The organism is Ralstonia soli (genome assembly GCF_023955655.1).
GTDB classification, from domain to species: Bacteria; Pseudomonadota; Gammaproteobacteria; order Burkholderiales; family Burkholderiaceae; genus Ralstonia; species Ralstonia soli.
The window spans coordinates 335,900-347,352 of record NZ_JAMXHT010000008.1 but is presented as its reverse complement, the minus strand read 5'-3'; the positions used below and the strand labels follow the sequence as shown (position 1 = coordinate 347,352).

General features: G+C 66.0%; 9 protein-coding genes. 5 read left to right on the top strand and 4 right to left on the bottom strand.

What is annotated here, in order from left to right; all coding sequences use genetic code 11:
• Nucleotides 1-168: 168 nt before the first annotated feature.
• The 4 genes from NG900_RS22460 to NG900_RS22445 all read right to left on the bottom strand — a co-directional run bounded on the left by NG900_RS22460 (nucleotide 169) and on the right by NG900_RS22445 (nucleotide 5,937).
• The gene (locus tag NG900_RS22460; RefSeq protein WP_252683880.1) at nucleotides 169-2,811 is read right to left on the bottom strand and encodes a DNA topoisomerase III; all 2,643 of its coding nucleotides are present in this window, start codon (nucleotides 2,809-2,811) and stop codon (nucleotides 169-171) included.
• Nucleotides 2,812-3,066: 255 nt separating this feature from the next.
• Nucleotides 3,067-3,447: a thioredoxin family protein gene (locus NG900_RS22455; protein WP_252683878.1), complete on the bottom strand. Its 381-nt coding sequence runs from the start codon at nucleotides 3,445-3,447 to the stop codon at nucleotides 3,067-3,069.
• Nucleotides 3,448-3,497: 50 nt separating this feature from the next.
• Complete coding sequence (dprA, locus tag NG900_RS22450) at nucleotides 3,498-4,706, bottom strand: DNA-processing protein DprA (RefSeq protein ID WP_252683876.1); 1,209 nt, start codon at nucleotides 4,704-4,706, stop codon at nucleotides 3,498-3,500.
• 22 nt (nucleotides 4,707-4,728) lie between these two features.
• The gene (locus NG900_RS22445) at nucleotides 4,729-5,937 is read right to left on the bottom strand and encodes a LysM peptidoglycan-binding domain-containing protein (protein WP_420804179.1); all 1,209 of its coding nucleotides are present in this window, start codon (nucleotides 5,935-5,937) and stop codon (nucleotides 4,729-4,731) included.
• 231 nt (nucleotides 5,938-6,168) lie between these two features.
• Here NG900_RS22445 and def point away from each other — a divergent pair, with 231 nt between their 5' ends.
• From def to htpX, 5 genes are all read left to right on the top strand, one after another.
• Complete coding sequence (gene def, locus NG900_RS22440; protein WP_252683874.1) at nucleotides 6,169-6,684, top strand: peptide deformylase; 516 nt, start codon at nucleotides 6,169-6,171, stop codon at nucleotides 6,682-6,684.
• A 13-nt stretch (nucleotides 6,685-6,697) separates the two neighbouring features.
• Complete coding sequence (locus NG900_RS22435) at nucleotides 6,698-8,707, top strand: ArnT family glycosyltransferase (protein WP_252683872.1); 2,010 nt, start codon at nucleotides 6,698-6,700, stop codon at nucleotides 8,705-8,707.
• A 47-nt stretch (nucleotides 8,708-8,754) separates the two neighbouring features.
• A complete protein-coding gene (gene fmt / locus NG900_RS22430) occupies nucleotides 8,755-9,738 on the top strand; it encodes a methionyl-tRNA formyltransferase (RefSeq protein ID WP_252683871.1) in 984 nt (327 codons plus the stop codon).
• A 43-nt stretch (nucleotides 9,739-9,781) separates the two neighbouring features.
• Nucleotides 9,782-10,450: a LysE family translocator gene (locus NG900_RS22425; RefSeq protein WP_252683869.1), complete on the top strand. Its 669-nt coding sequence runs from the start codon at nucleotides 9,782-9,784 to the stop codon at nucleotides 10,448-10,450.
• A 109-nt stretch (nucleotides 10,451-10,559) separates the two neighbouring features.
• Nucleotides 10,560-11,420: a zinc metalloprotease HtpX gene (gene htpX / locus NG900_RS22420; RefSeq protein ID WP_012436834.1), complete on the top strand. Its 861-nt coding sequence runs from the start codon at nucleotides 10,560-10,562 to the stop codon at nucleotides 11,418-11,420.
• The last annotated feature ends 33 nt before the right edge of the window (nucleotides 11,421-11,453 follow it).

The window sequence follows — 11,453 nt, the reverse complement described above, 5'->3', positions numbered from 1 at the left end:
TGAAACGTGTGCTTGCCCAGATCGATTCCAACCAGCGTGACGTGCTCCATGATGGCCTCCACAAAGAAAAACACCCTACCAGCGTTACCCGCTCGTAGGGTGGGGGTGACCATCTCATTACGGGAGGACAGTGTCCTCCCGTTTGCTTTGGCGCTTGCGAAACCGTGATCAGGTTTCGCTGGTGCTTTCCTCGTCGGTCTCGGCTTCGGCGGCCTTCTTGCGTGCCGAGGCTTTCTTGGCGGCCGTCTTCGTTGCCGTTTTGGCAGCGGTCTTGGCCGGGGCCTTCTTGGCCGCAGGGGTCTTGGCGGCAGCCGTCGTCTTCTTCGCAGCGGTCTTGGCGCCAGGCTTGCCCTTGCCTTCACCGCGCGGCTCGAATTCGAAGCCGATCTTGCCGTCCGGCTGCTTGACCAGGAAGGCCTTGAAGTTGCGGCCCGTGCGCGCTGACTTGAAGCCGGTCAGCAGGTCCGTCTTGCCGTCGGTCAGCAGCTTGGCGAGCTGCTCGCGGCTGATCTCCTGCTGCAGGATGATCTTGCCGGTGGTGAAGTCGCACGTCTTGGGCTGCGCCACGGCGTTCTCGCACACGTACTTCAGGCCGTGCTCAAACACATTGCCGTTGCACTTCGGGCAGTGGCCGACGCTTTCCTGTCCGGAGAAATCCACCGGCTCGCCGTCGTCTTCATCGTTCTGGCCGAAGTCGAACTCCATCTTCCAGTGGCCGTCTTCCTGCGCCAGTTTGAGGATGGCCGCAAACGGCCGCCCCATCTTGCTGCGGAAGCCCTGCAGCGGGCCGATGGTCTTGTTGGTCAGCAGCTCTTCCACCTCGTCCAGCTCGAACTGGCGGCCGCCCGGGATCTTGCTGATCGAGAAGTCGCAGTGGCTGCAGGCGAAGCGGCGGTAGTTCTCCTTGACCACGTGGCCGCATTGCGGGCACGGCGTGGAGAGTGTCGCGTAGTCGCCGGGGATGGTGTCGCTGTCGTATTCCTTGGCGCGCTTGACGATCTGCTGCGTCATCTGCGCGATCTCGCGCATGAATTCGTCGCGCTCGAGCTGGCCGCGTTCGATCAACGAGAGCTTGTGCTCCCAGCCGCCGGTCAGTTCGGCCTGCGTGAGTTCTTCCACGCCCAGGCCGCGCAGCAGCGTCATCAACTGGAACGCCTTGGCGGTCGGAATCAGCTCGCGGCCTTCACGCAGCAGATACTTTTCCGTCAGCAGCCCTTCGATGATGGCCGCGCGCGTGGCTGGCGTGCCCAGGCCCTTGCCGGCCATGGCTTCGCGCAGTGCGTCGTCATCCACCAGCTTGCCGGCGCCTTCCATGGCCGAGAGCAGCGTCGCTTCGTTGTAGCGCGCGGGCGGCTTGGTGGTCAGGCCCACCGGCTCGACCTTGTCGGTCTTGACCTTTTCGTCCTTGGCGACCGGCACGAGGTTAGCGTCCTCGCCCTGTGCTTCACGGCCGTACACGACCAGCCAGCCCGGGTTCACCAGCACCTTGCCTTCGGTCTTGAAGTGATGCCCAGCCACTTCGGTCACGCGCGTGGTGACCTGATATTCGGCCGCTGGGAAGAAGACCGCCAGGAAGCGGCGCACCACCAGGTCGTACAGCTTCTGCTCGGGCTCCGACAGGTTCTTCGGTGCCTGCAGCGTCGGGATGATGGCGAAGTGATCGCTGATCTTGCTGTTGTCGAAGATCCGCTTGTTCGGCTTGACCCACTGGTTGTCTAGAATCTTCTTCGCGTGCGGCAGGTAGTTGTGCGAGCTGTCACCCAGCATGCTCAGCGTCTGCTTGACGGTGCCCATGTAGTCTTCGGGCAGCGCGCGCGAATCGGTACGCGGATACGTCAGCACCTTGTGCTTTTCATACAGCGCCTGCGCCAGCCCCAGCGTGTTCTTCGCCGAGAAGCCGAAGCGGCCGTTGGCCTCGCGCTGCAGACTGGTCAGGTCGAACAGCGCCGGCGACATCTGCGTCGACGGCTTCGATTCTTCCGTCACCGTGCCCGTCTTGTCGCGGCATGCGGCGACGATGCTCTTGGCCTCGGCCTCGCTCCACAGGCGCGAATCGCGCTGCTCGGGATCGAACTCGTTCTTCTTGAACTTCGGGTCGAACCAGCGGCCTTCGTACAGGCCGGCGGCGGCGATGAACTCGGCGCGCACTTCCCAGTAATCGCGCGGCACGAAGCGTTTGATCTTCTCTTCGCGCTCCACCACGATCGACAGCGTGGGCGTCTGCACGCGCCCCACGGTGGTCAGGAAGAAGCCGCCGCCCTTGCTGTTGAAGGCCGTCATCGCGCGCGTGCCATTGATGCCGACCAGCCAGTCGGCCTCGGAACGGCAACGGGCCGCGTCGGCCAGCGGCATCATGTCTTCATCGCTGCGCAGCTTGGCAAAGCCGTCGCGAATGGACTGCGGCGTCATCGACTGCAGCCACAGGCGCTGGATCGGCAGCTTGGTGTTTGCGTGCTGCGCGATCAGGCGGAAGATCAATTCACCTTCGCGCCCCGCGTCACAGGCGTTAATCAGGCTGGTGACGTCCTTGCGCTTGATGAGACGCGTGAGCACCTTCAGGCGCGACTCCGACTTGGCGATCGGGCGCAGATCAAAGTGCGGCGGAATCACCGGCAGGTGGGCGAAGCTCCATTTGCCGCGCTTGACTTCGTATTCGTCGGGGGCTGCGATTTCGACCAGGTGGCCAACCGCCGAGGAGAGGACGTAGTCGTCGCTCTCAAAGTACTCGTCGTGCTTGGTGAAGCCACCCAGCGCCCGCGCGATATCAGCGGCGACCGACGGTTTTTCGGCAATGATGAGAGCCTTGGACATGTGAGCGGATCCTGGCGATCGCAAGTAATCAGGTAAAGAAGAGGTCGCTTATCTATAGCGACCGTTCGCGTGGTTTTTGTAGAGTCTTATGGCAACGCCTGCCGACTTCAAGTGCCGCTGGCGCCCATCGGAACGGGCTTCAGGGCCGTCAATCCACGGGACGGCCCCCAAATTTGGCCGCCAATCATAAGCGCGGTTCCTTTTCAGGCGCAATAGAGTGGCGCATGCATCGCTTAACGTTGTCAAGGCCCTGAATCACGCCGATTCCAGCAGCCAGCCTCGCAAGTCCGGCGCGGCATCCACGGCCGGCGCGACGCCCAGGTCACGCGAAAGCAGCCCGTCCACCACGCCTGCATGCGGCAGGACAGGGCCGAAAAACAACACATCGCTCCCGCGCTGAACCAGCAGGGTCGGGAAGTTCTCCACATCAAACTCCCCCAGCGCGTCGGCGTGGTCTTCGATATCCACCCAGACGAAGCAGCATTCCGGGTGCCGCACCGCCAGTTCGGTGAAGGTCGCGCGGTAGCTGCGGCACGTGCCGCACCATTCCGCACACAAGCATGCGACGAGCAATTGCCCCGCGCGGATGTGCGCGTGCAGTGTAGCGGTGTCGGTATCAGGTGAGAGCAGCGGCATGGAAAGCACAGCCAGGCGGCGAAAAGGTCGCGCCTATTGTAGGCACGCTTTCATGGAAGCCGCAGGAAGCGCCCGCCGGGCTGGCGTTCGACGCGGCCATCCAGCTCCAGCGCCAACAACTGCGCCGACAGCGCGGCAGCGGCCTGGCCGGTGCGCTCGCACAAGGTGTCCAGATCGACCGGGTCAAAGCCGAGCGCATCCAGCAACGTGGTTTCAGCGGCGCTGGGTGCGGGGCGGCTGACAGGCGCCGGTGCGGCGGGCGACACCCCGGGGGTGGCGGTGCGCTTGGCGCGTTTGGCCGGCGTCGCGGCACTTCCCCAGCCAAGTTCGTCGAGGATGTCGGCGGCGGTCTCGACCAGCTTGGCGCCCTGCTTGATCAGCAGGTGACAACCCTTAGCCAGCGGCGAATGGATCGAGCCGGGGATTGCAAACACGTCGCGCCCCTGCTCAGCGGCCAGCCGCGCGGTAATGAGCGAGCCCGACTGCGCCGCCGCCTCCACCACCAGCAGCCCGCGCGCGAGGCCGGCGATCAGGCGGTTGCGGCGCGGGAAGTTCTCGGCGCGCGCGCCCATGCCCAGCGGATATTCGGAGATGATGACCCCGGCCTCGGCAATCCGATGCGCCAGAGCTCGGTTGCGCGCCGGGTAAACAATATCGAGCCCCGTACCAACTACGGCGATCGTGCTGCCGAGGCCCGCCAGGGCACCTTCATGCGCGGCCGCATCGATACCGAGCGCCAACCCGGACACGACCGTCACGCTCGCCGTCGACAGTGCCTGCGCAAACGCCCGTGCATTGTCGATGCCGGCGGCCGTGGCGCTGCGTGCACCCACCACGCCCACGGCTGCGGCCCGTAAGAGCGACACGTCGCCCTTGGTGTACAGCAGCGTCGGCGGGTCCGGCAGTTCAAGCAAGCGGGGCGGATAGCCGCGATCGGCCAACGTGAAGATGGCGTTGCCGGGCTCGTTCACCCACGCGACGGTGCGCTCGATGAGCGCGGCAAGCGCCTCGTCCGGCTCGGCGAGCAGCGCACGCGCCTGCCGCTCTGGCAGCACCTTGACGAGCGCCGCATACGGCTGGGCGAAAATGTCTTGCGGCAAGCCGAAGGCCGCCAGCAATTGCCGCGCGGCGACGGGCCCGACGCCGGGGGTTTCGGTCAGACGCAGCCACGCGGCCAGTTCAGCCGGGTCGCGCGTGCAGGAGAGGGAATCGGTGGAGTCGGCCGCGGCGTGTGCCGCGACCTGTGAGGCATCGGTCAAATCAGGACTGCGTCAGCGTGGTTCAGGGTTGAGGCGACATCGGGTTGGACACGGCATCGCCCACTTCCACGGTGTTCGAGGCGTCCGTCACCAGCGCATAGGCCACGTGCGGGAACACGCGGAACACAAAGGCCAGGCCATAGCGCTCTTCCGGCAATTGCACGCGCTCGTTACCGGCGGTCGAGTCTTTCACCACAGCACCTGCACGCGCAAGTGCCAGTACATGACCCGGCTCGAGCCCCTGCTGGCTGCCGATGTTCAGCACGACCACCTGATCAGTGCCGCCAAAACGCACACCGCCCGTCACCTTGGCGACCGCGCCATGGATGTCGCCTTCCGGGGCATGCGGCACGTAGCGCACCGGCACGCGCGGCGGCAGCGGCATCAGTTGCGTGCCGACGCCCATCTCTTCCTTGGACGACAGCACTTCCATCTTGGTTACAGCCTGCGGGCCGGTGGCCGCGCGCACCACGCGCAGCGTGCCGAGAAAGTCCGCTTCATAGCCGAGCACCGTGCCAGTCACGGGATCCTTGAGCGGCTTGACCGGGCGATACGCCTGCCATTCGGTACCGGCCTGGCCGGCCTCGCCATCAGGCAGGCCGCGCGCATAGGCGTTCTCGCCTTTGCCCAGATAGACGCGGCCCTCGGGCAGCCCGAAGATGCGCGCCGGCGTAGCCAGCGTTTTTGCATCCACGACGATCGGCTGCGTGAGGAACGGTTCGATCACCGCCGCAGGAATGCTGGAGATGGCATCACCCTCTTGGTCCGACACACGGGTATGCGGCGACAGGCGCACCGTGCCGCCCTCAGCCGACGCCGGCAAGCTCGACAGCCACGCCCGGCCATTGGCGTGGTGCAGATACAGGACTTGGCCTGGATAGATCAGGTGCGGGTTGCGGATCTGCTCGCGGTTCATGCCCCACAGCTCAGGCCAGCGATACGGCTGCTTGAGATACTTACCGGAGATTCCCCAAAGCGTGTCGCCACGGCGCACGGTGTACTGTGCAGGCGCGTTGGCGGCTAGCTCGGACTCGGAGATACCCGCCTGAGCAGCCGTCGCAGCCTGCGCCTGTTGCGCCAGCGTCACGGTGCGCTCGGCCGCGTGGGCGGCGCCCATGCAGAAAAGCGCTGCCGCGGCAACCGCTGAGAAGACGCAAACGTAAGACTGGCGCGCGTTCGTGGCAGTTTCCGTGGCGGCCGGAGAAAGCATCGGTGTGTTACGATTGCGCATTATTCTTTGAAGAATCGGCGAGTGGTCCGCGTACCTGTCCGACGCCTGACTGCCGCCGCTGTGCGCTGTTCTGCGTCGCAGCAAGAGGGGTATGGCATCGAACATTCGTCAGGCTTTTTCCTAAGCCATGTGGCGGATAGCGCCCCCGATTCTGCATGACATTCCAAGCGATCGCAATTGAAGGCAACCCCTCCTTAGCGTGGCCTTCTGCAACCGTTGTTGCCAAGCATCATGGCCCTACTGAATATCCTGCAATACCCTGATCCACGGCTGCACAAAATCGCCAAACCGGTGGCCGCCGTGGATGACCGCATCCGCAAACTGGTGGCCGATATGGCCGAGACCATGTACGAGGCGCCGGGCGTCGGCCTCGCCGCCACGCAGATCGACGTGCACGAGCGCGTGATCACCATCGACGTGTCGGAGTCGCGCGACGAACTGCGCGTGTTCATCAACCCGGAGATCGTCTGGGCGAGTGACGAGCGCAAGGTCTGGGACGAGGGCTGCCTGTCGGTGCCCGACATCTATGACAAGGTCGAGCGTCCGGACCGCGTGCGCGTGCGCGCACTGAACGAGAAGGGCGAAACGTTCGAACTGGAAGCCGACGGCCTGCTGGCCGTGTGTATCCAGCATGAGATGGATCATCTGATGGGCAAGGTGTTTGTCGAATACCTCTCGCCGCTCAAGCAGACACGTATTCGCTCCAAGCTCAAGAAGCACCAGCGCGACGTGGCGCACGCGCGCTGATCCGCCGCCTCCGATGTCTGCCGACACCGACGCACCCAGCTCCATCCCGCTGATGCCGACCGCCCCCGCCGACACTGGCGCACGCCGCCTGACCTCAGCGCTGGTACGGCACTGGCGCGTCGTCGTCGTGCTGATGCTGTGCGCGTATTTTGTCGCGGGCACGTTCTGGCGCGCGCCCTGGAAGGCCGATGAGCCGTATTCGTTCGGCATCGTCATCAACATCATCGAACACGGCGACTGGGTCATCCCCAATGTCGCCTTCGAGCCGTTCGTCGAAAAACCGCCGCTGATGTACTGGACCGGTGCGCTGGCCGCGCTGGCCTTGCCGGAAGTGGCGCCGCACGAGGCCGTGCGGGTGGCCGTGCTGCTCTGGATGGCACTCACGTGCTGGGCGGTCTGGCGCACGGCGCGTCTGCTGCGCAGCGAAGCGCGTGACTGGCGCCTGCGCGTCGGCGCAGACCTGGCACGCGGCCGGCCCGGCCCCACGCTCGCCGCACGCCGTGAAGCAGGACTGGATGCCGGCGGCGCCGCGCTGCGCGACTACGCCTTGGGCGCCCTACTGCTGTTTGCCGGTTGCATCGGGCTGGCCGAGCACGTGCACAAGTTCATTGCCGACGTGCCGCAGCTGGCCGGCACGGCGCTGGCCCTGTACGGCCTCGTGCGCTTTGCGAAAGAAGCCGAAGCGGGCGGTGCCAAGGGCGTCGATGTGCTGCGCCCGGCGCTGTGGTTCGGCACGGGGATCGGCGTGGCGTTCCTGGGCAAGGGCGTGCTGGTGCCGGGGCTGTTTGCGCTGACCGTGCTGGCGGCGATCGCGCTGCTGCCGGATTTCCGCAGCCGCCAGGCGTGGCGCTTCTACGGCATCTCGCTGCTGGCGGCGCTGCCGTGGCTGGTGATCTGGCCGGCCATCTTCTGGCACGAGTCGCATGACCTGTTTATCGAATGGTTCTGGGTCAACAACCTGGGCCGCTTCTTCGGTTTCTCGCACCTGGGGGGCGAGAAGGGGGATCTGACAACAACCATCCGATCGATCTTCCTGACAGGCACGCCTGCCGTGTGGCCGGCGGTGGCGGTGCTGGGCGTGTCGATCTACAAGCTCATCCGCCAACGCGGACGCGGCGCGCGGGCGGCGTGGCTGCTGCCGTATCAAGGCCACCTGGTGGTGGCGCTGTTCGTGCTCGTGACGATAGCCGTCGTGCTGCGCTCCGCTGTGCTGCGCGATGTGTATCTGATGCCGCTGCAGCCGGCGCTGGCCGTGCTGGGCGCGCCAATGCTGCTGCTGATTCCACCGGTCTGGCGCGCGCGCGCATGGGGCGCGGCGGTGGCGCTGTTCGGCGTGCTGGGACTGGTGGTCTGGACCGTATGGACCGCGCTCGTCACCGACGGCGGCCTGATGCTGCCGGGCTGGCTCGCCAAGATGCTGGGCCGCGTGCTGCCGCTGCCGTACGACATGCTGATCCACCCGATCGCGGTGGCGGCCGCCGCAGGCATCACTGTGCTCTGGGCGATTTGCGTGTGGCTGCGGCCAGCCCGTTCGGGCGTGGTGGCCTGGGCCGCCGGTCTGGGCATGGTGTGGGGCCTGCTCGGCACGCTGCTGATGCCCTGGGTGGACGATGCACGCAGCTACCGCCCGCTGTTCCAGGCGATCAAGCCGGCGCTGGAATCCGCGCAGATCTGCGTGGCCACGCGCGGCATGGGCGAAAGCGAGCGCGCGCTAATGCACTACGAAACCGGCGTGCGCCCCGTCAAATGGCTGCTGGGCCACAGCGGCGCCGGTGACGATTACCGTCCCAACCCCCTCGCGCGCACCTGCGACCTGATGCTGGTGCTCGAGAAGAAGCCCGAGCACAGCCGACGCCGCCCTCACGGAGACCATTGGGAAATGGTGTGGCGCGGCAGCCGCCCGGGCGACACCAACGAAACCTTCTCGTTGTTCCAGCGGCGCAGCAACGGCATGTCCGAAGCCCTGCCCCCACCCGAGCCCATCGTCCCGCTGACAGACAAGCCGCATCGCGGCGATCGATAAGCCCAATGCGCTACGCTGCCGTGTAGCGCGTTTTTTCTTTCCGCTCCATGACGTCCACCCTTCGCGTAGCGTTTGCCGGCACGCCTGAATTTGCGCAGATCGCCCTGGCGGCGATCCACCAGGCCGGCTTCTCCCTAGTCGCCGTACTAAGCCAGCCCGATCGCCCGGCCGGCCGCGGCATGCAGCTGCAGGCGAGCCCGGTCAAGCAATACGCGGTGTCGCACGGGCTGGGGCCGATCCTGCAGCCGCCGTCGCTGCGCCGCGCAGGCAAGTACCCGCAGGAAGCCGCCGAAGCCATCGACGCGCTTGCCGCGCAGCGCCCCGACGTGATGGTCGTGGCCGCCTATGGCCTGATCCTGCCGCAGGAAGTGCTCGACCTGCCGCGCTTTGGCTGCATCAACATTCACGCATCGCTGCTGCCGCGCTGGCGCGGTGCCGCGCCCATCCACCGCGCCATCGAGGCCGGCGATGCCGAATCGGGTATCACGCTCATGCAGATGGACGCGGGCCTGGACACCGGCGACATGATTTCCATGGAGCGCGTGCCCATCGGCCTGACCGACACGACCGGCACGCTGCACGACACGCTGGCCGCGCTCGGCGGTCGCATGGTGGTGGACGCACTTGGCAAGCTGGCGGAGGATGGCAAGCTGGCCGCCACCCCGCAGCCGGCTGAAGGCGTGACGTACGCCGAGAAGATCGCCAAGGACGAAGCCGCGCTCGACTGGTCGCGCCCGTCTTCCGAGTTGCTGCGCCAGGTGCATGCGTTCAATCCATTTCCGGGCGCATCGGCCGCCCTCGACGGTGTGACGATCAAGTTCTGGCAAGCGGAAACGCTGGTCGACCGCCCGACTGACGCAGCACCGGGTACGGTGCTCGCGGCCAATGCCGAGGGTGTGACCATCGCGTGCGCCACCGGTGCACTGCGCGTGACGCAATTGCAGAAACCCGGCGGCAAGCGATTGCCCGCACGCGAGTTCCTGCAGGGCCTGGCGATCCAGCCGGGCCAGCGCTTCGCCTCGCGCGGCTGACCGGCACGATCGCTGTCTCGCTATAGAAGAAAAGGACTTTGCCATGACCGCGCTTGGAATCGTCAATCTGCCGCTGTTCATGCTGGCCGTGTTCCTGCTGAATGTGACGCCGGGGCCGGACGCGGCCTACATCGTCGGGCGCAGCGTGTCGCAGGGGCGCGCTGCGGGGTTGCTGTCGGCGCTGGGCGTGTCGGCCGGGTGCTGCGTGCACGTGCTGGCGGTCGCTTTCGGGCTGACGGCGGTGCTGGCAGCCTCCACCGTGGCATTCACCGTGATCAAGGTGGTGGGTGCGGCCTACCTGATCTACCTGGGCGGCCGCATGCTGCTGGCGCCGCCCGGGCGCGATGACACCCCCGCGGACGAATCCGAAACTGCCGAGCAAGCTGCCGCAGCCAAGCGCCCGCGCCCGGTCAAGTCGCTGTTCATGCAGGGCTTTCTCACCAATGTGCTGAACCCGAAGGTGGTGCTGTTCTTCCTGTCGTTCTTCCCGCAGTTCGTCGATCCGCATGCCAATCACAAGGCGGCGGCGTTCCTGGCGCTGGGCGTGGTGTTCGTCGTCATGTCGACGGTGTGGAACAGCCTGGTGGCGTGGGTGGCCGCGAGCGTGACGCGCCGCGTGGCCGGCAAGCCCGGCATCAAGCACTGGCTCGATCGCGTGGTCGGCACGGCGTTCGTCGCGCTGGGTGCACGGCTGGCCTTCACCACTCGTTGACAATGCAAGCGCCATCTGCGGCGAAATATCGCGCAAATCCTTGAATTTTCGGCGATTATCGCGATCTAAGAAACTCGCAAACCCCTAGACCCACAGGAGCCACACCCCCATGTTCAACTGGATCAAGACCTTCATGCTGATGGCAGCGATCACCGCGCTGTTCATCGTCATCGGCGGCATGATCGGCGGACGCAGCGGGATGATGCTGGCGCTGCTGTTCGCGCTGGGCATGAATTTCTTCTCGTACTGGTTCTCCGACAAGATGGTCCTGCGCATGTACAACGCGCAGGAAGTCAACGAGACTAGCGCACCACAGTTCTACCGCATGGTGCAGGAGCTTGCCGGCCGCGCCGGCCTGCCGATGCCGCGCGTCTACCTGATCGACGAAGCGCAACCCAACGCCTTCGCCACCGGCCGCAACCCCGAGCACGCGGCCGTAGCGGCCACCACCGGCATCCTCAACATCCTGAGTGAGCGCGAACTGCGCGGCGTGATGGCGCACGAGCTGGCCCACGTGCAGCACCGCGACATCCTGATCTCGACCATCTCGGCCACCATGGCCGGCGCGATCTCGGCACTCGCCAACTTTGCGGTGTTCTTCGGCGGGCGCGACAGCGAAGGCCGTCCGGCCAACCCGATCGCCGGGATTGCCGTGGCGATTCTTGCGCCGCTGGCCGCCGCGATGATCCAGATGGCGATCTCCCGCGCGCGCGAGTTCGAAGCCGACCGCGGTGGCGCCACCATCAGCGGCGACCCGCAGGCGCTGGCTTCCGCGCTGGACAAGATCCACCGCTATGCGGCCGGTATCCCGTTTGCCGCGGCTGAAGCTCACCCCGCCACCGCGCAGATGATGATCATGAATCCGCTGCACGGCGGCGGCCTGGCCAATCTGTTCAGCACGCACCCGGCCACCGAGGAGCGCATCGCTCGCCTGATGCAGATGGCGCAGACCGGACAGTACCCGGCGTAAAAGCGCCGGCCACGCCAGTCGGTTCCTTTATAC